General features: G+C 64.5%; 21 protein-coding genes. 11 read left to right on the top strand and 10 right to left on the bottom strand.

The window, feature by feature from the left end; all coding sequences use genetic code 11:
• Window positions 1-2 precede the first annotated feature (2 nt).
• From FJ988_RS25990 to ybgC, 4 genes are all read right to left on the bottom strand, one after another.
• Window positions 3-1,154 carry a TonB family protein gene (locus FJ988_RS25990; protein ID WP_140821341.1) on the bottom strand — a complete coding sequence of 384 codons (1,152 nt, stop codon included), beginning with the start codon at window positions 1,152-1,154 and terminating at the stop codon, window positions 3-5.
• Window positions 1,155-1,161: 7 nt separating this feature from the next.
• Window positions 1,162-1,623, bottom strand: a complete 462-nt coding sequence (tolR, locus tag FJ988_RS25985; RefSeq protein ID WP_407067761.1) for a protein TolR — start codon at window positions 1,621-1,623, stop codon at window positions 1,162-1,164.
• A 9-nt stretch (window positions 1,624-1,632) separates the two neighbouring features.
• Window positions 1,633-2,343, bottom strand: coding sequence for a protein TolQ (gene tolQ, locus FJ988_RS25980; RefSeq protein ID WP_140821339.1), 711 nt, complete (start codon window positions 2,341-2,343; stop codon window positions 1,633-1,635).
• A 310-nt stretch (window positions 2,344-2,653) separates the two neighbouring features.
• The gene (gene ybgC / locus FJ988_RS25975) at window positions 2,654-3,127 is read right to left on the bottom strand and encodes a tol-pal system-associated acyl-CoA thioesterase (protein ID WP_140821336.1); all 474 of its coding nucleotides are present in this window, start codon (window positions 3,125-3,127) and stop codon (window positions 2,654-2,656) included.
• Window positions 3,128-3,179: 52 nt separating this feature from the next.
• Between ybgC and FJ988_RS25970 the strand changes: the two genes are divergently transcribed.
• Window positions 3,180-4,430, top strand: coding sequence for a glycoside hydrolase family 5 protein (locus tag FJ988_RS25970; protein ID WP_140821334.1), 1,251 nt, complete (start codon window positions 3,180-3,182; stop codon window positions 4,428-4,430).
• Window positions 4,431-4,447: 17 nt separating this feature from the next.
• On the opposite strand, the gene FJ988_RS25965 is transcribed toward FJ988_RS25970, so the two are convergent.
• The 5 genes from FJ988_RS25965 to FJ988_RS25945 form a co-directional block, all read right to left on the bottom strand.
• Window positions 4,448-5,350, bottom strand: coding sequence for a metallophosphoesterase (locus FJ988_RS25965; RefSeq protein WP_140821332.1), 903 nt, complete (start codon window positions 5,348-5,350; stop codon window positions 4,448-4,450).
• A gap of 133 nt (window positions 5,351-5,483) precedes the next feature.
• Window positions 5,484-6,521, bottom strand: coding sequence for a Holliday junction branch migration DNA helicase RuvB (ruvB, locus tag FJ988_RS25960; RefSeq protein ID WP_140821330.1), 1,038 nt, complete (start codon window positions 6,519-6,521; stop codon window positions 5,484-5,486).
• Window positions 6,522-6,561: 40 nt separating this feature from the next.
• A complete protein-coding gene (gene ruvA / locus FJ988_RS25955; protein ID WP_140821328.1) occupies window positions 6,562-7,182 on the bottom strand; it encodes a Holliday junction branch migration protein RuvA in 621 nt (206 codons plus the stop codon).
• 10 nt (window positions 7,183-7,192) lie between these two features.
• Window positions 7,193-7,705, bottom strand: coding sequence for a crossover junction endodeoxyribonuclease RuvC (gene ruvC / locus FJ988_RS25950; RefSeq protein WP_140821325.1), 513 nt, complete (start codon window positions 7,703-7,705; stop codon window positions 7,193-7,195).
• A 68-nt stretch (window positions 7,706-7,773) separates the two neighbouring features.
• Window positions 7,774-8,301, bottom strand: a complete 528-nt coding sequence (locus tag FJ988_RS25945; RefSeq protein WP_140821323.1) for a DUF1465 family protein — start codon at window positions 8,299-8,301, stop codon at window positions 7,774-7,776.
• A gap of 538 nt (window positions 8,302-8,839) precedes the next feature.
• On the opposite strand from FJ988_RS25945, the gene FJ988_RS25940 reads away from it, so the two are divergent.
• Window positions 8,840-9,391: a DUF2269 family protein gene (locus tag FJ988_RS25940; RefSeq protein WP_140821321.1), complete on the top strand. Its 552-nt coding sequence runs from the start codon at window positions 8,840-8,842 to the stop codon at window positions 9,389-9,391.
• Between the two features lie 48 nt (window positions 9,392-9,439).
• Here the strand turns inward: FJ988_RS25940 and FJ988_RS25935 are convergent, their stop codons facing one another.
• On the bottom strand, window positions 9,440-10,210 hold the full coding sequence (locus FJ988_RS25935) for a sulfite exporter TauE/SafE family protein (RefSeq protein ID WP_140821319.1): 771 nt from the start codon (window positions 10,208-10,210) through the stop codon (window positions 9,440-9,442).
• A 134-nt stretch (window positions 10,211-10,344) separates the two neighbouring features.
• Between FJ988_RS25935 and FJ988_RS25930 the strand changes: the two genes are divergently transcribed.
• The 9 genes from FJ988_RS25930 to FJ988_RS25890 all read left to right on the top strand — a co-directional run bounded on the left by FJ988_RS25930 (window position 10,345) and on the right by FJ988_RS25890 (window position 18,010).
• Complete coding sequence (locus FJ988_RS25930; RefSeq protein WP_140821317.1) at window positions 10,345-10,803, top strand: GNAT family N-acetyltransferase; 459 nt, start codon at window positions 10,345-10,347, stop codon at window positions 10,801-10,803.
• 89 nt (window positions 10,804-10,892) lie between these two features.
• Complete coding sequence (locus tag FJ988_RS25925; protein ID WP_140821315.1) at window positions 10,893-11,540, top strand: thiamine phosphate synthase; 648 nt, start codon at window positions 10,893-10,895, stop codon at window positions 11,538-11,540.
• Between the two features lies 1 nt (window position 11,541).
• Window positions 11,542-12,690, top strand: coding sequence for a tetratricopeptide repeat protein (locus FJ988_RS25920; protein WP_246688661.1), 1,149 nt, complete (start codon window positions 11,542-11,544; stop codon window positions 12,688-12,690).
• 133 nt (window positions 12,691-12,823) lie between these two features.
• On the top strand, window positions 12,824-13,390 hold the full coding sequence (gene efp, locus FJ988_RS25915; protein WP_042645720.1) for an elongation factor P: 567 nt from the start codon (window positions 12,824-12,826) through the stop codon (window positions 13,388-13,390).
• Window positions 13,391-13,499: 109 nt separating this feature from the next.
• Window positions 13,500-14,300, top strand: coding sequence for an inositol monophosphatase family protein (locus FJ988_RS25910; protein ID WP_140821313.1), 801 nt, complete (start codon window positions 13,500-13,502; stop codon window positions 14,298-14,300).
• A gap of 178 nt (window positions 14,301-14,478) precedes the next feature.
• A complete protein-coding gene (locus FJ988_RS25905) occupies window positions 14,479-15,171 on the top strand; it encodes a hemolysin III family protein (RefSeq protein ID WP_140821311.1) in 693 nt (230 codons plus the stop codon).
• A gap of 112 nt (window positions 15,172-15,283) precedes the next feature.
• Complete coding sequence (locus tag FJ988_RS25900; protein WP_140821309.1) at window positions 15,284-16,303, top strand: MotA/TolQ/ExbB proton channel family protein; 1,020 nt, start codon at window positions 15,284-15,286, stop codon at window positions 16,301-16,303.
• Between the two features lies 1 nt (window position 16,304).
• Window positions 16,305-17,333, top strand: a complete 1,029-nt coding sequence (locus FJ988_RS25895; RefSeq protein WP_140821307.1) for a peptidoglycan -binding protein — start codon at window positions 16,305-16,307, stop codon at window positions 17,331-17,333.
• Window positions 17,334-17,584: 251 nt separating this feature from the next.
• Window positions 17,585-18,010 carry a hypothetical protein gene (locus FJ988_RS25890; protein WP_140821305.1) on the top strand — a complete coding sequence of 142 codons (426 nt, stop codon included), beginning with the start codon at window positions 17,585-17,587 and terminating at the stop codon, window positions 18,008-18,010.
• The last annotated feature ends 105 nt before the right edge of the window (window positions 18,011-18,115 follow it).

Genomic DNA, 18,115 nt, shown 5'->3' with positions numbered 1-18,115 from the left:
GGCTACAGGCCAAGCATCGCTCTCGGATCGAAGTTGACACGGACGTCGGACCAGATGTCTTGCTTTCCGGCGGGAACCTGCAGCCCGGCGACATCGCATTTCTGCACGGCGCGGACCGCGCTGGCGTCGAATTGAGGGTTGCCGCTGGACTTCTCGACGGTCGGGCGGCCCTCCAGCTTACCGGAAGCGTTCAGGTTGAAGCGAACGACCACGGTGAAATCCTCGGACCCTTCGAGGCCGACCGGAAGCGTCCAGCAATGGCCGAGCTGATCCTCCAAAGCCCCTTGTTCGGACTTCGAGAGCTTCTGGCCCTGATCCTTTTCACCGCCAAGCGAAGCCTGCTGGGTCGAGCGCTTGGCGCCGCCGCCGGACGGCTTCTGCTTGTCGAGCAGGGCCGTTATCTCGTCGGCGTTGAACTGCTTCTCGTCCGACTTGGGCTTCGAGGAAGCCTCCTTGACCGGCTTTTCGGCGTCCTTGCGATCCGGCGCCTTGGCGCTCTCGGCCTGCGCCGGCTGCGGCTTCGGCCGCGCTTGCGGCGCCGGCGCGGAGTCAGGCAACTTGGCTTCCTCGGTCGGCTGCTGCTGGTCGATCGCCTCGGCGACGGCGTCCGGCTTCACCTCTTCCTTCGGGATGGCGGCGGTCGTGTCTTTCGGCGGCGGCGTCGGTTGCTTGGCCGGGGTCGGCTTCGGGTCCGTCTGCTTGACCGGCTCGGGCTTGACCTCTTCCTTCGGCGTCGGCGTCGGCGCGACTTCCGTCGCCGGCGTCGGCGTCGGCTTTTCCTGCGGCTTCGGCACGTCCTCGACCGCCGGCTTCTCGGTCGGCGTCGGCGCAGGTGGCGGCGCCGCCGTCTTCTCGACCGGCTTCGGCTTGGCTTCGTCGGTCACCGGCTTGTCGGTATCGACGGTGTTCTCGCCAACCTTCTGGGCATCGGGCACGACATCCGGGCGCTTGGTCGGCACAGGCGCCGGCTTGTCATGCATCACCGCCTTCTTGTCGCCCTGCAGCGTCTGCGCGACGGCTTCCATCGGCACGATATCGACCGCCACAGACTCCACGTCGGAGGCGGGCATGGCAGGCGGCGACGACAGCGTGAACAGCCCGAAGGCCAACGCCACCGTATGCAAGATCACCGATGAGGTGAGACCCGTGCGCATTTGCCGTCTACTGATCCTGTTCCTGCAGCGAGACCAGGCCGATATTCTTGTATCCGGCCGCTGAAATCCGGGCCATGACCTTCATGGCCGTGCCGTAGTCGGTCGACTTGTCGCCGCGGATGAAGATGCGTTCGTCATAGCCGGTCTTCGAGATCGCCTGCAGTTTGGCCACCAGCTCGTCGATCGGGATCTCGGTCTCCTGCAGGAAAATCTTGCCGGCGGCGTCGATCGAAACGGTGATCGGCTGGGTATCGACATTCATCGCCTTGGCCTGCGTATCGGGCAGATCGATCGGCACGCCCACGGTCAGAAGCGGCGCCGCCACCATGAAGATGATCAAAAGCACCAACATCACGTCGACCATCGGCGTGACGTTGATTTCCGACATCAGCGCATGGTGCCGGCCGCGACGCCTGTGGCCGCGTCCGCCTCGCCCTGATCCGCTTGCCCCTGCACCAGACATCCCCATGGTCGTTCCTCAGGCCTTCTGCGCTACTTTTTCATCGATTTGGCGCGAGAGTATGGCGGAGAACTCGTCCGCGAAGCCTTCCATGCGCATGCCGATCTTGTTCGCGTCCGAAGACAGCTTGTTGTAGGCGATGACGGCGGGAATGGCCGCGAGCAGGCCGATGGCGGTGGCAAGCAGCGCCTCGGCGATGCCCGGCGCCACCACCGACAGGCTGGTGTTCTTCGAGGCTGCGATCGCCTGGAACGACGTCATGATGCCGATGACGGTGCCGAACAGGCCGATGAAGGGCGCCGCCGATCCGGTGGTGGCCAGGAAGCCGAGGCGTCCTTCCAGCTTCTCCATCTCGCGCGTCAACGCCAGGTCCATGGCCTTATCGATACGGGTTTGCAGCGCCAGCGCCGATTTCGCGCCCTTCTCGAAGCTTTTCTTCCACTCGCGCATGGCGGCGACGAAGATCGCGCCCATGCCGGTGGTGTTGCGGTCGGCCAGCGTGCGGTAGAGGTCTTCCAGCGACTGCCCCGACCAGAACACCTGCTCGAAGCGGTTGAGCGCCATCCGCATGCGGCCATAGGCGACGAGCTTGTCGATGATGATCGCCCAGGTCCAGATCGAGGCGCAGAGCAGGCCGATCATGACCAGCTTGACCACCCAGCCGGCCTGCATGAACAGCGCCCAGATCGACAAATGCGCTGCCGGATCGGCAAGTGCGATATTTTCCATCACTTAAGTCCTTAAGATTTTCCGGGCATCGCTGGCGGCTGGCCCATGGGCATCCCTTTGGTCCGATCGCGCGAAGCATGAAGCTTGCGGGACAAGCCCCGAATGCACCGTTTCACGGCCTTTTCGGGGCAAATATTGGTGAAAGGAAGGCGCACGAATTGCGCCAATCTTCGCCAATTCCTTCATGAACCGTTATGGTTAAGGATGGGTTAGGATGTGAGGAGCGGCGCATTGCCGCGCTTTGGCCAGGCGCCGTCCCGCCAGGAATCGCCCGGTTAATGCGCCAACGATCAACTGCGCAGGCGCTTCGCTAGTCCTTTGCCCGAGGCATAAAAGCCGCGATCCACTCTTTTGGAAAACGCTTCGGGCGGCCATTCTCACCCACGATCGCCGCCTCGACTTTCGCCTCCACCAGCACATCGTCGCCGCGCTTCAACTGCTGGCCCATGAAGATGCGGGCGCCGGAAATGTCGTCGGTTCGGGTGTCGATGGTCAGGATATCGTCCATGCGCGCCGGCGAACGGAAGTCGATCTCCATGCGACGCACCACCCAGACTATGCGCTCGCCATGCTTGCCGTCCAGAAGCTCGGTGTGATGGACGCCGGTCAGTCTCAGATAGTCGGAGCGGCCGCGCTCGAGGAATTCGAGATAGCGCGCATGGTAGACGACGCCAGAGAAATCGGTGTCGGCATAATAGACCCGGGCCATCAGCCGGTGGCCGAAATCCGTCAGCGCGCCGGAGAGCCCGGCGCTGAGCGACGCCGATTCACCATGATCGTCCATCGCGCTTTCCTTTTCTCACCTGAAAGGGCAGGTGTTCTTGCGCGGGAACCGGATGGCATTGTTGGGCGCGATGATCAAGACCTTGCTGGCGGCAATGCTTGCGCTGGCCGCGCTGACGCTGCCGGCCGAAGCGGCGACCTTCACCATGAAGCGCGGCCTCAATCTCGACCAATGGGTCACCTGGCCGACCGAGGACAAATGGGGCGACCGCCAGGCGATCCTGCCCTATCCGGAATGGCGCAGATTCCTCAAGGAAGACGATCTCAAGGCGCTCAAGGCTGCCGGTTTCGACTTCCTGCGCGTGCCGGTCGACCCCTCGCCCTTCCTCTCCGACCAGACCGCGGCGCTGCGCGACGACCTCTATGCCAGCGTGCTGGACTCGGCGCGCCTGATCAATCGCGCCGGGCTGAAGGTGATCGTCGACCTGCATCTGATCCCCTCCGGCGGCAACCGCAAGATCGGCATGAGCGAGGTGACGAAAGATCCCGCCACCTTCGACGCCTATGTCGAGATGGCGCGCAAGATGGCGCGCACACTTGCCAAGGAGGACCCGAAACAGGTCGCGCTCGAATTGATGAACGAGCCGATCGTCGATTGCGACGCGAGCGGCACGCATCTTTGGCCCGATCGCCAGAAGCAGCTTTTCGCCGCCGCGCGTTCGTCAGCCACGAGGCTGACGCTGATCCTTACCGGTGGCTGCTATTCGAATGCGGAGTCGCTGTCGAAAATCGATCCGAAGGCGATTGCGGACGACAACATCATCTGGGCCTTCCACTCTTATGACCCATTCCTGCTGACGCATCAGGGCGCGACCTGGGCCGGCGATTTCATCCCCTATGTCACCGGCCTGCCCTATCCGCTGACGGCCGTTCCGAAGGCCCAGTTGGATATCGCGCTGGACACAATTCGCGACCGGATCAGGGCCGAAGCGCCGTGGGCGCGTCAAAGCGGGCTGCTTGCCTATCTCGACGAAAAGGTGGCGACGATGGACAGCCCCGAAAAGTTGCTCGCCGTCATGGATGCGCCGTTCAAGACGGTCGACGCCTGGGCAAAAGCCAACGGCATCAAGCCCGAAAACATCACGCTCGGCGAGTTCGGCATGATCCGCAAGGAATACGGCAACGGCTTCGTCATGCCGGCGAAGTACCGCGCCGCCTATGTGCGCGACATGATCGCGCGCGCCGAGGCGCACGGCTTTTCGTGGTCGGTATGGAGCTATGGCGGCGCCTTCGGCATCGTCGACGCGTTCGACGGCGAGAAGGCCGAGCCGGACGTGATGGACGCAATCAGATCGCTGCGCTGACGCATCGAACCAGGGCCTTAGCCAAGATCGATCTGAAGAATCTCCGGCCGAACACCAAAACGCACCGGCAGGATGCTAAAGCCGAGCCCGCCTGACACGATCAGGTTGCGGTCGTGCTCGACGACATGGCCGTAGGCATAGCGGTTGCCGAAGGCGGAAGGCACGACGGGCGAATAGCCGAACAGCCGCACCTGCCCGCCATGCGTATGCCCGGACAGGGTCAAGGAAACCCGCGATGGCACCTTGCGAAAGATATCCGGCTCATGCGCGAGCAGGATGATCGGGTCGGCATCGTCGATTTTGGCCAGCGTGCCGTGGAGATCGTCGAGGCCGGTGAGCCCCTTGCGGCCTTTGGCCTTGTCCGGCAGCAGCGCAAGTTGGTCGGCAAGACCGGCCAGCCAGACGCCGTACCCGTCCTTCTGCAGCCGCACCACATCATTCTCCAGCACCGGGATGCCGACGGCCTCCAAGGCCTTGCGCGAAATGGTCGGCCCGGCGCCGGCGGCTTGCGCGGAGCGGTCCTCCCACCAGTCATGATTGCCGAGGATCGAGAACACGCCGAGCGGCGCCTTCAACCCGGAGAGCGCGGGCGCCCATTCCGATGCGTCGACCAACCCGGTCACCAGCCTGGTCCCGGCTGGATAGTCGCCGAGCATGACGATGACGTCCGGCTGCAGCGCATTGGCCTCCTCGGCCAGCGCCGCGATGCGCTCCGGCGTCATCCAGGGTCGGCAGGCATGGATGTCGGCCAGCGCCACGACGCGCAGCTTGAGCCCCGCCGGCCAGTGTGGCGGCGTCAGCGCATAGCGCTTCACATGGGTAAGCAGCATCGGCTCGATGCCGACCGCATAGGCGCCGAGCGACATCAGGGAGAAGGCCGAACCGCCGATGAGGCGCAAAAAGCCACGTCTGGTGATCATCAGTCGGCCCAGCCCCTTGGGAATACCTCAAGCAGCTTGTCTTAGAGCCGGCAATTGCGCCCTCACCTTGGCTGCGGCGCACAGATTTTGCGCAGAGCGGCCGTCGTTCGGCTAAACGGAGAACAAATCTGCGTTACTCTTCCTGGAACAGGCTGATCTGCTGCTGGGCGAGGTCTTTCGGCGGATCGAGGCCGAGATGGCGCCAGGCATTGGCGGTCAGCACGCGGCCGCGCGGTGTGCGCTGGATGAAACCCTGCTGGATGAGATAGGGCTCGATGATGTCCTCGATGGCGTCGCGCGGCTCCGAAAGCCCGGCGGCGATCGTCTCGATGCCGACCGGGCCGCCACCGAAATTGCGCGCGATCATCGAGAGGTACCGGCGGTCGAGCGCATCGAGGCCGAGCGCATCGACCTCCAGCCTGGTCAGCGCCTCGTCGGCGATCTTCCTGTCGACATGCGCGGCACCCGCGACGCTGGCGAAGTCGCGCACCCGGCGAAGCAGACGACCGGCGATGCGCGGCGTGCCGCGCGCGCGCCGCGCGATCTCAACCGCGCCGTCGTCGCCGAGCGGCATCGACAGGATGCGGGCCCCGCGGCGCACGATCAGCTCCAGTTCCTCGACCGTGTAGAAATTGAGCCGCACCGGAATGCCGAAACGGTCGCGCAGCGGATTGGTCAAAAGCCCGAGCCGCGTCGTCGCTGCGACCAGGGTGAAGCGGGCAAGGTCGATCTTGACCGAGCGCGCCGCCGGCCCCTCGCCGATGATCAGGTCGAGCTGGAAATCCTCCATCGCCGGATAGAGGATTTCCTCCACCGCCGGATTGAGACGGTGGATCTCGTCGATGAAGAGCACATCGCGTTCTTCGAGATTGGTGAGCAGCGCCGCCAGATCGCCGGCCTTGGCGATGACCGGCCCGGACGTCGAGCGGAAATTGACGCCGAGCTCGCGCGCCATGATCTGTGCGAGCGTCGTCTTGCCGAGACCGGGCGGACCGACGAACAGCACATGGTCGAGCGCCTCGCCGCGGCCCTTGGCGGCATCGACGAAGACCTTGAGATTGGCGCGCACCGCGGCCTGGCCGACGAACTCGTCGAGCGACTGCGGCCGCAGGCTCTGGTCGGCATCCTCGCCGCGCTTGTCGGGAGCAATGAGGCGGGGCGAAAGGCTCATCGTGCCGTCCTCGCATATGCCAAATGGCGGGACAAGCGCCTCACCGCGCCAGTTCCTTCAAGCCGAACCGGATCAACTTCGAGGCGTCCGCGCCCTCGCCGGCCGTCTTCAGCGCCGCCGCCACGGCGTTCGCCGCGATGTCGCGCGAGTAGCCGAGATTGACCAGTGCCGAGACGGCGTCGGTGATCGGCGCGGCCGCGACGCCTTCGCCGAGCTCCTGCTTGAGACCGATCGTGCCGCTGGCCGCGCCCGCATAGGCCGGCGCCTTGGTGCGCAATTCGGTGACGATGCGCTCGGCCACCTTCTTGCCGACCCCGGGCGCGCGCGAAACCATGGCGATGTCGCGCAGCGCGATGGCGTTGGCGAGATCGGCCGGCGCCAGCGTCGACAGGATAGCCAGCGCCACCTTGGCGCCGACGCCCTGCACATTGCCCATCAAGAGCCGGAACCACTCGCGCTCCAGCCCGGTCTGGAAGCCGTAGAGCCGGATCATGTCCTCGCGCACATAGGTTTCGATGAACAGCACCACCGCCTCGCCCGGAGACGGCAAGGATGCCAACGTGCGCGCCGAGCAATGGGCGACATAGCCGACGCCGTGCACGTCGATGAGGCAGCTATCCTCGTCGATCTCGTCCAGCGTGCCCTTCAGCTTGCCGATCATGATTTTCCCCTCACCCCGCCAGCGCCGCCATCCGATAGGCGACGCTCGGGCGGTGATGCGCATGGCAGATGGCGATGGCAAGAGCATCGGCGGCATCGTCCGTATCGAAGATCGCCCTCGGCATCAGCACCTTGACCATCATGTGGATCTGCTTCTTCTCGCCATGGCCGACGCCGATCACCGCCTTCTTGACGGCGTTGGGAGCATATTCGGCGACCACCAGCCCGGCGCGCGCCGGCACCAGCATGGCGATGCCGCGCGCCTGGCCGAGCTTCAGCGTCGCGGTGGCATCCTTGTTGACGAAAGTCTGCTCCACTGCCGCTTCATGCGGCATCTGTTGATGAAGCACCTCGGCCAGGCCGTCATGCAGTTGGCACAGCCTTGTCGCCAGCGGCGCCTTGTCGTCGGAGCGCACCGTGCCGGACGCGACGAAGCGCAGCGAGTTGCCGAGGCTGTCGACGATGCCCCAGCCGGTGCGCCTCAGGCCCGGATCGATGCCGATGATGCGAATCGCTTCCCCCATGCGCCAAGTTTAGCCGTGGCGCATGGCGATGCCAGCAAATTGTGAACAAACCAGAAACGGGAGGCGGATTAGCCCCGCGCGAAGGCGGTATTCAACAGGCTGATCTGGTCGGAGACCGGATTTGCCCGGCGGCTCGGTAGAGGCGCCTCGCTCATTGCGCCGTAGATCTCGTCATCCATGCGGCGCACCAGCGCCTGCAGGCGCAGCGAGCGGGTGACGAGATCGAGAAAATCCTTTGGCAATTCGTTCCAGCCGAGCGCCTCGTCATGCGCCGAGGCGGTGTCGAGGCGCACCTTGGATTTTTCCGAGGCGACCTGGTCACGGGTCATCTCGCCGGAGTTGGCGGCGCGCTGCAGAAGTAGCCAGGAGGCGACCTGCATCAGCCGCGTTGTCAGCCGCATGGATTCGGCCGCATAAAGCGTCGCCGCGGTGCGCGACAGTTTCTTGGCCTCGAGCCTGCCCTTGCCGTCAAGATATTCGGCGGCCTGTTCGACCAGGCCCATGCCCTCCTGATAGAGGGGTTTGAAGGATTGGGAGAAAACCCGGCGTTCCGCCAGCTTGATGGTTTTCGCGCTGCCCTTCGAAGGCTCGGTCATGGATATACGCCCCTGCACTGCCGCCCGCCGATTCGCCAATCCTTACCGATCGGGCCCGCACCCTAAACAACTGAGGCTTGAAAATGCGCTTCGATGCCCACGAAGGCAAGTGCATGTTTAACAAAGGGTTAACGCCGAAGTGCGGCACCTGTCCCAGTCGGGGACAAAAAAAGAGCCGCGGATAAGGCGGCTCTCAGGAGTTTAACAGGGAGGCGTCAAACAAAGTGGCTCCAACCACTCGGTAAGAATCCAGCAAAACTGGATGTGCACAGTAAACACCTGTAAAGCTTAATGAAGTCTTAACGGCGCATGGATTTTTTGAGCCATCGCGCCTTGCTGCGCCGGAACAGGGCGGATCGGCTCCGCCTTTTCCCGATCGTTGCGAACATCGGATTTCGGCTGTCGATCGCGACGCCGGAAACATGCGCGCCTCCGCCGCGGCATCGTTCCGAAACAGCCGCCACGCTAAACGCCCGCTCCTCCGGCGGCTGGCGCAAATCCGCGCAGCCGCCTTTCGAAAAACATCCAGGAGCAAATCATGGACTGGTACTCGATCGTCAAATTCCTCCACGTCGTCTCGGCCGTGCTGTGGGTCGGCGGCGGCTTCGTGCTGTTCCTGCTCGGCATGCTCGCCGAACGCGCCGGCAACATCGAGGAGAAGCTGCAGGCGATGCGCGCCAGCGGCCAACTGGGCGGCAGGTTCTTCGCACCTATGTCGATGCTGACGCTGATCTTCGGCCTGATCATGTGCGGCTTCTGGGTCGGCTTTTCCGACCTGTGGATCGTCGTCGGCCTCGTCGGCTATGCCACCACCTTCTCGATCGGCATGCTGGTCTTCAAGCCGACCGGCGAGCGCATGGGCGCCATGATCACCAAGGACGGCGTGACGCCGGCCGTGCTCGCGATCGGCCAGCGCATGATGAACTGGGCGCGCCTCGACTATGCGGTGATGCTGGTGATTATCGCCGACATGGTGCTGAAGCCGACCTTGCACGACGTCGGCATCCTTGCCGGTATGGGAACCGTGATCGCGCTCGGCGCAGCGCTCGCCTTCGGCGGCGGTCGCCAGCTGGCGCCAAGCGCCGCCTGATAATGAATACAAGCTTTATAGAGAACGGGCGGTCCTTGGCCGCCCATTTTACATCAAACCGGCAATGCCGTCCCAGACCAGCTTGACCGCAACCACTGCCACGGTGGCGTAAGTGAACGGATAAAAGACCTCAGGACGCATGCGGCGCACCAGCCACGCGCCGGCAATGGTGGAGAGCGGCGCCAGCGGCATCAGCACGGCGGATGCGGTGAGATTGGCGGTGTCGAACTGGCCGAGCGCGAAATAAGGGATCAGCTTCAGCGCGTTGGTGGCGGCAAAGAAGATCGCCGCCGTCCCAGACAGCACTTTGGGGTCGAGCCGGATCGGCAGCGCATAGACCTGGAAGGGCGGGCCGCCGACATGGGCGACGAAACTGGTGAAGCCGGCCACCGTGCCCCATAAGGCGGCCGCGATGCGGTTGGGCTCAGCCGCATGGTCGGCGCCGTGGCGGAACTGCAGATAGATCCAGCGCAGCACGAAGATCAGCGCGACGGCGCCGACGATCAGCCGCACCATCTCCTCGGTGACCAGCGCCGCCGTCAGCCAGCCGAGCCCGATGCCGATAACGGCGCCGGGCATCATGTCGACCAGCATCTTGCGGTCGTAGACGCCCCACCAGGTCCACACCGAAACGATGTCCATCAGGCAAAGGATCGGCAAAAGGATCGCGGCTGCCTGCACCGGCGGGATGGTCAGCGCCATCAGCGGCACGCCGACGAAGCCGACGGCGCCGCCGAAACCGCCCTTGGACAGGCCGACAAGGATCACCGCCGGAATGGCGGCGGCATAGAACCACGGATCGCTGAGCAGGCCTGACATCGGCAAAGGGAAGGTTCGAGAAGGCGGGATGCGAGCCATAGCGCAGATCGGGTCCGCGCGGATAGTCAATAATCCCGGCATGCGCTATTTGCCGCTCGCAACGACGGAACGGTTCACTTTCGGCGAGGTGTGGAATGGACGCGATCAGCATGCGCCGGGCGCGGCAATCGGACCTGCAGTCAATCGTCTCGCTGCTTGCCGACGACGAGCTGGGCAGCGCGCGCGAGGATGCAGGCCTGCCTCTGGCCAAAGCCTATCTGGATGCTTTTGCGGCCATCGACGCCGACCCGAACCAGTTGCTGGCGGTGATGACGGACGGCGACGAGGTGGTCGGCACCTTGCAGATCAGCTTCCTCGCCGGCCTGTCGCTGCGCGGCGCCCGGCGCGGCCAGATCGAGGCGGTGCGCGTCGCCGCACATCGGCGCAATGAAAGGCTCGGACAGCGCCTGTTCGAATGGGCGATCGATCAATGCCGCGAACACGGCTGCCGCATCGTCCAACTGACGACCAACAAGAGCCGGCTCGACGCGCATCGCTTCTATGACCGGCTCGGCTTCAAGGCCAGTCACATCGGCTACAAGCTGGAGCTTTAGCGCGCCCGCTGTTCAAGCCCGGCGCCTTGCGCTATGCCGCAATGCAACCATCTTCGCCCGGCATAGGCGAAAACCGGGATCGAAGGCCAATGAACGAGAAAAATCCGCCCAATCGCTGCCGCATCGTGCTGATCGCGCCGCCGCTTGCACCGGCCGAGCATATTTGCGCGGCGTTCGAAGGTGGCGACGTCGCCTCGCTGATCCTGCCGGACAACGGCATGGACGACGCCTCCTTCCAGGCCTTCGCCGAACGGATCGTGCCGATCGCGCAGGCCGCCGGCATCGCCGTCATCATTGCCGGCGACAGCCGCATCGCGGGCCGTGTCCACGCTGACGGCATCCATGTCGAGGTCCGCCGCAAGGAGCTTGCCGAGACGATCGAGCGCGTGGCCGGCAAGATGATGGTCGGCGCCGGCGCCGCCAAGACCCGCGACGAGGCGTTGGAACTCGGCGAAGAGCGGCCCGATTACCTGTTCTTCGGCCGTTTCGGTTACGACAACAAGCCGGAGCCGCATCACCGCAACCTGGCGCTCGGCGAATGGTGGGCCGAGATGATCTCGATTCCTTGCATCGTCATGGCCGGATCGGAGCTCGCCTCCGTGGCGACGGTCGCCGCGACCGGGGCCGAGTTCGTCGCCCTGTCCAGCGCCATCTTCGCCGACGGGCGCGACCCGCGCGCGGCGGTTGCCGCCGCCAACGCGCTGCTCGACGAAACCGCGCCGCGTTTCGAGGACTGAGATGCGCCTGCCTGTGCCTTGCCTGGTGCTTCTGGCCGGCTTGACGGCCCATGCGGCGATGGCGGCCCAAACCGTCCCGCTGCCGCAGCCCCGGCCGGACACGAGCGCGTCGGACACGGGCACCTCGAACACGGGCACCTCAAATACCGGCACCCCGATTACCGCCACGCCAAACGCAGGTTCGCCGGACCCGGCCGCACCGGATGCGAGCCGGTTCGGTGACGGCGCGCATGTCGACACGCCGATCCAGAACACGTTGCCGCAGCCGGCGACCATGACGCCGCCATCGGCCGACACCGTCAATCCCGACCGCTTCGGCGCCAAGCAGCCGGACGCCGCTTACGGCGCCTTCCAGCGCGGGCTTTACAAGACCGCCTATAACCTTGCCATGGTGCGCGCCAAGAATGGCGATCCGGCGGCCGAGACGCTGGTGGCCGAGATCCTGTCGCGCGGTCTCGGCGTGCCGCTCAATGCGGCCGAGGCAGCGAAATGGTACGCGCTCGCCGCGGAGCAGGGCGTGCCCGAGGCGCAGTTCCAATACGCGTTGATGCAGCTCGACGGACGCTACGTGAAGAAGGACGAAAAGGGCGCGTTCGCGTTGATGCAGGCCGCCGCCGAAGCCGGCAACCGGCTGGCCCAGTTCAATTTCGCGCAGCTCCTCGTCCAGCAGGATCCGGGCGATGCCGGCCTCGCCAAGGCCGCCGTTTACTACCAGCGCGCCGCTGCCACCGGCCTTGCCGACGCGCAATATGCGATGGCGCAGCTCTATGCCAATGGTGTCGGCGGCAAGCCGCATGACGACGCCCAGGCGCGCATCCTTCTGGCGCAGGCCGCTAGGCAGAACTACGACACCGCGCAGATCGACCTCGCCGCCTGGATGATCGAGGGCCGCGGCGGCGAGCGCGACCTGAAGTCGGGCTTCGCCTGGATGAAACGGGCGGCCGAAGGCGGCAATGTCGCCGCCCAGAACCGGCTCGCCAAGCTCTATATGGCTGGCATCGGTACCGATCCCGATCTGATCCTGGCCGGCGCCTGGTACATCGTCGCCCGCCGCGCCGGCCTCATCGATCCGCAGATGGACGATTTCCTGCAGGGCCTCGACGACGACCAGACCAAGCAGGCGCTGCAAAAGGCGAACCGGCTGCCCTGACGCGTCCGGCACACCAAGCCGATCATCCCGCCCGCTCCCTTGCCTCCCACCCTTGCTACAAAGTGCGATTTGTGGTCTTGGAGGCGCCGATGCGCGGTCAGCGCCAGAAAAATCTCATTCGGATCGGTTCATCATGGCCAAGATCAGTGGCAACGAAATCCGTCCCGGCTATGTCATCGAGCACGATGGCGGCCTGTGGGTGGCGGTCAAGACCAACACCGTCAAGCCCGGCAAGGGCGGCGCCTACAATCAGGTCGAATTGAAGAACCTGATCAACGGCACCAAGCTCAACGAACGCTTCCGTTCGGCCGAAACCGTCGAGCAGATAAGGCTCGACCTCAAGGATTTCTCCTTCCTTTACGAGCAGGGCGACGCGCTGGTGTTCATGGACACCGAAAGCTACGAGCAGCTCGAGCTCGCCAAGGACTTCGTCGGCGAGCGCGCCGCCTTCCTGCAGGATGGCATGATGGTGACGGTGCAGCTCTATGAGGAGCGGCCGATCGGCATCTCGCTGCCCGACCAGGTGACGCTGACCGTCACCGAGGCCGATCCGGTGGTGCGTGGCCAGACGGCAGCCTCCTCTTATAAGCCGGCGGTGCTGGAGAACGGCATCCGCGTGCTGGTGCCCCCCTTCATCTCGGCCGGCGAGCGCATCATCGTCGACACCAACGAAATCACCTATATGCGCCGCGCGGACTAAAGCATGATCCCGAACAAGGTCAGCGCAGCAAAAAGTTGCAGACTTTTCGGATAAGATCATGCTTCAAAAAAGATAGCCGGCAGTAGCAAGACAAAGCCAGGAAGAAAAAATGGCGCGTTCCGCTCTCCTCAACGTCATGGTCCAGGCCGCCATGAAGGCCGGCCGCTCGCTGTCGCGCGATTTCGGCGAGGTGCAGAACCTGCAGGTCTCGATGAAAGGCCCGGGCGACTATGTAAGCCAGGCCGACCGCAAGGCGGAGGAGATCGTCTTCGCCGAATTGTCGAAGGCGCGGCCGGGCTATTCCTTCCTGATGGAGGAGCGCGGCGCGGTCGAGGGCGAGGACAGCCAGCACCGCTGGCTCGTCGATCCGCTCGACGGCACCACCAACTTCCTGCACGGCATCCCGATCTTTTCGGTGTCGATCGCGCTGGAGCGCCAGGGCCAGGTCGTCGCCGCGGTCATCTACAACCCGGCGATGGATGAGCTCTACACGGCCGAACGCGGCGGCGGCGCCTTCATGAACGACCGCCGGCTGCGCGTCGCCGGCCGCTCCAAGCTGGTAGATACCGTGATCGGTTGCGGCGTGCCGCATCTCGGCCGCGGCCAGCATGGCAATTTCCTGATCGAGCTGCGCAACGTCATGGCAGAGGTCTCCGGCGTGCGCCGCCTCGGTTCCGTGGCACTCGACCTCGCCTATGTCGCCGCCGGCCGCATGGACGGTTTCTGGGAGACCGGCCTGTCGGCCTGGGATATCGCCGCCGGCATCCTTCTGGTTCGCGAAGCCGGCGGCTTCGTCTCCGACATGGATGGCGGCCAGGACATGCTGGACAGCGGCGATGTCGTCGCCGGCAACGAGCTCATCCAGCGCGCATTGCTCAAGACGGTCAAGAAGCCGCTTGCTTCTCGTTGAGCCAAGTTGCGCTGACGTCCTTAGTCCAAAAGTCGGAATCGATTCCAGGAAAGGATCGTGCGCACATTGAAGCGCTGCAGCGTCGAAAGGACGCGCGGCGGGGTAGTCGCAAAACCGCAACCGAAGCTTGAAATACTGGTCCGCGACCGCCCAGATTAGGGGTGTGCAGGATCATGTGATGAACAGCGCGCGGCCGGATACCCAGATCGAGATCCCCTTCATGGGGCGCTGGCACTATTCGCGCGCCGAGATGATCGCCGACGGCATCGTGCACGCTGTCGGCATCGTGCTCGCCATCGCCGCCGGCTCGGCCTTCCTGGCGCTGGCGGCTTTCCATTCCGGTCCCGGCGAATATGTCGCCGCCGTCTTCTATGTCGTGTCGCTCCTCACCGTGCTTTCGGTGTCGCTGGCCTATAATCTGTGGCCGATATCCTGGCCGGCGAAGTGGATCCTGCGCCGCTTCGATCACGCCGCGATCTATCTTTTGATCGCCGCCACCTACACGCCCTTCCTCGCCCAGCTTCGGAGCACGGCGCTCGCCGTGCCGATGATCGTCGTCGTCTGGAGCGCGGCGGCTATGGGCATCGCCATCAAGATGTTCCTGCCCGGCCGCTACGATAGGCTGGCGATCGTCTTCTACCTCGCCATCGGCTGGAGCGGCGTGGTGCTTGCCGGCCCGCTGGTCGAGACGCTGCCGACGGCGTCCATCGCCCTTTTGATCGCCGGCGGCATCGTCTATTCCTGCGGCGTCATCTTCTTCGCCTGGAAAGGCCTGCGCTTCCACAACGCCGTCTGGCACGGCTTCGTCGTCACCGGCGCCGGCCTGCATCTCGCCGCCATGGTCGACTGCCTGGTCATCAACCGGTTCTGAGAACGCCAAACAAGAACGCGCCGGCGATATTGCCAAGCGCCATTCAATTTGGTCACAATTCCGTTTAGAGTCGCGACAATTCTGCGGCGGTGGCATCGGAAACGGGGCACGGATGGCTTTTCTCAGATCCTTCGGCAGGCGGTCGGACGTCCTGGTCTATGATCCGCACAAGCTGTCGAGCCCGCAGGTTTTCCTGCTCACCATGGTGATCTTCCTGATCATCGTCGGCTTCATCGCCGCCATCCTCACCCGTCAGATCTCCACCGCCTTCTCCAGCAATCCCGGCCTCAACGGACTGATCATCGGCGTGCTGGCGATCGGCATCCTGCTGGCTTTCGCGCAGGTCGGCCGGCTGTTCCGCGAGGTGCGCTGGGTGAATTCCTTCCGCGCCGGTTCCGAGACCACCGAGCCGGTGCTTCTGGCGCCGATGAAGGCGATGATCGGCCGCTCGTCGGCGACGGCCTTCTCGACTTCCTCGATGCGCACGATGCTCGATTCCATCGCCACCCGCCTCGACGAAAGCCGCGACACCTCGCGCTACCTGGTCGGTCTGCTGGTGTTCCTCGGCCTGCTCGGCACCTTCTGGGGCCTGTTGAACACCATCGCCTCGATCCGCGAGACGATCGAGGCGCTGGATCCTGGCACAGGCGACGCGGCCGCCGTGCTCGATGCGCTGAAGCAGGGCCTGTCGGCGCCGCTTGCCGGCATGGGCACCGCGTTTTCGTCCTCGCTGTTCGGTCTGTCCGGCTCGCTGGTGCTCGGCTTCCTCGACCTGCAGGCAGGCCGCGCCCAGACGCGCTTCTACACCGAGCTGGAAAACTGGCTGTCCTCGGTCACCGACCTTTCGTCCGACATAGTCGTCTCCGAAACCACCAAGGCCGAGTCCTCCGAGGATATCCGGCTCTTGTCGGAGCGGCTGCGCAGCCTGCAGGAGAACGGCAGCGGCTCCAATCCGCGCGTTGCCACCGCCATGGCCAATCTTGCCGACGGCATCTCCGGCCTGGTCAAGAACATGCGCTCCGAGCAGCAGATCATGCGCGACTGGGTGGAAGCCCAGTCCGACGAACAGAAGGCGATGCGCAACACGCTGGAAAAGATCGCCGACGCCTTGAAGAAGCAAGGGGTCCACTGAGGTGGCGCTGGCACGGCGGCGCGCCGATCGGCGCATCGACTATTGGCCGGGCTTCGTCGACGCGCTGTCGACGCTGCTTCTGGCGATCATGTTCCTGCTCACCGTCTTCGTGCTGGCGCAGTTCCTGCTCAGCCGCGAGATCTCCGGCAAGGACACGGTGCTGAACCGCCTCAACTCGCAGATCAACGAGCTGACGCAGTTGCTGGCGCTCGAGCGCTCGAACAGCCAGGACAAGGAGGATTCGCTCGCCAATCTGCAGGCTTCGCTGTCGGCCGCGGAAGCCGAGAAGAGCCGGCTCGAGCAGTTGCTGGCGCAAGGCGCCGGCGCCGGCGACGCAGCCAACCAGCGCGCCAACGAATTGTCGGGCGAGCTCAGCAACCAGCGCCAGATCAGCCAGCAAGCGCTGAGCCAGGTCGAGATCCTCAACCAGCAGATCGCCGCGTTGCGCAAGCAGATCGGCGCGCTTGAGGACGCGCTCAACGTCTCAGAGCAGCGCGACCGCGACTCCAACACCAAGATCGCCGATCTCGGACGGCGGCTCAACGTGGCGCTGGCGCAGCGCGTGCAGGAGCTCAACCGCTACCGCTCCGACTTCTTCGGCCGCCTGCGCGAGATCCTTGCCGACCGCGAGAATATCCGCATCGTCGGCGATCGCTTCGTCTTCCAGTCGGAAGTGCTGTTCCCGACCGGCTCCGAGGAGATCAACGACGCCGGCAAGGTCGAGATGAAGAAACTCGCCGACGCCATCATCGAATTGCAGAAGGAAATCCCGCCGGAGATCAATTGGGTGCTACGCGTCGACGGCCACACCGACAACAAGCCGCTCTCCGGCACCGGCCGCTACCGCGACAATTGGGAATTGTCGACCGCGCGCTCGACCTCCGTGGTGAAGTTCCTGATCGAGAACGGCGTGCCGGCCAACCGCCTTGTCGCCGCCGGCTTCGGCGAGTTCCAGCCGCTGGATCCGGCCGACACCGATGAGGCGCGCAGCAAGAACCGTCGCATTGAACTGAAGCTCACCGAACGGTGATCCATCATCACGCAAAGTCACGGGAAGTTGTTTGTCGGCTGAATACTTAGAGCGGCAAGTGCCGGCGGCAAGGCCTGAAAAGATTATCTTTTTTTAATTACACATCACGAAATCACCATCCTAGTTTGCACCACAGGGCCGGGGACCGCCGGCGGTGCCTCCCATCGCGACGCGACGGAACCGGACGGCCCAGAAAGGTCGGAAGGTCAAGCGGCGCGACCGCTTCCTTCCCAGCAGGAGGATGCGCCGCCATGCGCGCTTCAACATCACTCAAGACTGCAACGCTCGCTGCGGTTCTGATCGCCGCTCCGCTCGCCGGCGCCTATGCCGCCGGGCACCACAAGGGCGTGCTCGACGCCAGCGCTCCAACCGATTTCACCGGACCGCGCGTGACCGGCCTGATCGAGCAGGTCCAGGGCGTCAATCAAGGCATCACGGACGCCCGCGAAGCCAACACCATTTCGGCCGCGGAAGCGCAGCAGTTGCACGCCAGCACCACGCAAATCAGCCAGGCCGCCGAGAAGGTCGCCGCTTCGGATCATGGCCGAATTCCGTCGGCGCAATATCATGACCTGCTGCGCCGTCTCGACAATGTCGACCAGCGGCTGATGAACGACACCGGCAGCGGCTTCATGATGGGCGACGGCGCCGACGGCGGAAACTATCCGAACGGCTGACCGCTTTGTCTTGGGGCAACTCCGGACGGAAGTTTTCCGGAGTTGCCTCGATCTTCGAGGAAGGGACCGACTGGCGCCCACGGGACTTCTGCGCCCTGGGCGTCT

This window comes from Mesorhizobium sp. CU3, from assembly GCF_006442965.1.
Taxonomy (GTDB): domain Bacteria; phylum Pseudomonadota; class Alphaproteobacteria; order Rhizobiales; family Rhizobiaceae; genus Mesorhizobium.
Note: the sequence above shows the minus strand (reverse complement) of the source record. Positions and strands in the feature narration are given on the sequence as shown.

Excerpts from the sequence above, each read along its gene's own strand:
- FJ988_RS25890 (WP_140821305.1), top strand. The coding sequence starts at position 17,585 with ATGCGCGCTTCAACATCACTCAAGACTGCAACGCTCGCTGCGGTTCTG.
- ybgC (WP_140821336.1), bottom strand. The coding sequence starts at position 3,127 with ATGGACGATCATGGTGAATCGGCGTCGCTCAGCGCCGGGCTCTCCGGC.
- tolR (WP_407067761.1), bottom strand. The coding sequence starts at position 1,623 with ATGGGGATGTCTGGTGCAGGGGCAAGCGGATCAGGGCGAGGCGGACGC.
- FJ988_RS25920 (WP_246688661.1), top strand. The coding sequence starts at position 11,542 with ATGCGCCTGCCTGTGCCTTGCCTGGTGCTTCTGGCCGGCTTGACGGCC.
- FJ988_RS25905 (WP_140821311.1), top strand. The coding sequence starts at position 14,479 with ATGAACAGCGCGCGGCCGGATACCCAGATCGAGATCCCCTTCATGGGG.
- ruvA (WP_140821328.1), bottom strand. The coding sequence starts at position 7,182 with ATGATCGGCAAGCTGAAGGGCACGCTGGACGAGATCGACGAGGATAGC.
- FJ988_RS25940 (WP_140821321.1), top strand. The coding sequence starts at position 8,840 with ATGGACTGGTACTCGATCGTCAAATTCCTCCACGTCGTCTCGGCCGTG.
- FJ988_RS25935 (WP_140821319.1), bottom strand. The coding sequence starts at position 10,210 with ATGTCAGGCCTGCTCAGCGATCCGTGGTTCTATGCCGCCGCCATTCCG.
- FJ988_RS25965 (WP_140821332.1), bottom strand. The coding sequence starts at position 5,350 with ATGATCACCAGACGTGGCTTTTTGCGCCTCATCGGCGGTTCGGCCTTC.
- efp (WP_042645720.1), top strand. The coding sequence starts at position 12,824 with ATGGCCAAGATCAGTGGCAACGAAATCCGTCCCGGCTATGTCATCGAG.
- tolQ (WP_140821339.1), bottom strand. The coding sequence starts at position 2,343 with ATGGAAAATATCGCACTTGCCGATCCGGCAGCGCATTTGTCGATCTGG.
- FJ988_RS25925 (WP_140821315.1), top strand. The coding sequence starts at position 10,893 with ATGAACGAGAAAAATCCGCCCAATCGCTGCCGCATCGTGCTGATCGCG.
- ruvB (WP_140821330.1), bottom strand. The coding sequence starts at position 6,521 with ATGAGCCTTTCGCCCCGCCTCATTGCTCCCGACAAGCGCGGCGAGGAT.
- FJ988_RS25910 (WP_140821313.1), top strand. The coding sequence starts at position 13,500 with ATGGCGCGTTCCGCTCTCCTCAACGTCATGGTCCAGGCCGCCATGAAG.
- FJ988_RS25945 (WP_140821323.1), bottom strand. The coding sequence starts at position 8,301 with ATGACCGAGCCTTCGAAGGGCAGCGCGAAAACCATCAAGCTGGCGGAA.
- ruvC (WP_140821325.1), bottom strand. The coding sequence starts at position 7,705 with ATGGGGGAAGCGATTCGCATCATCGGCATCGATCCGGGCCTGAGGCGC.
- FJ988_RS25970 (WP_140821334.1), top strand. The coding sequence starts at position 3,180 with ATGGCATTGTTGGGCGCGATGATCAAGACCTTGCTGGCGGCAATGCTT.
- FJ988_RS25930 (WP_140821317.1), top strand. The coding sequence starts at position 10,345 with ATGGACGCGATCAGCATGCGCCGGGCGCGGCAATCGGACCTGCAGTCA.
- FJ988_RS25900 (WP_140821309.1), top strand. The coding sequence starts at position 15,284 with ATGGCTTTTCTCAGATCCTTCGGCAGGCGGTCGGACGTCCTGGTCTAT.
- FJ988_RS25990 (WP_140821341.1), bottom strand. The coding sequence starts at position 1,154 with ATGCGCACGGGTCTCACCTCATCGGTGATCTTGCATACGGTGGCGTTG.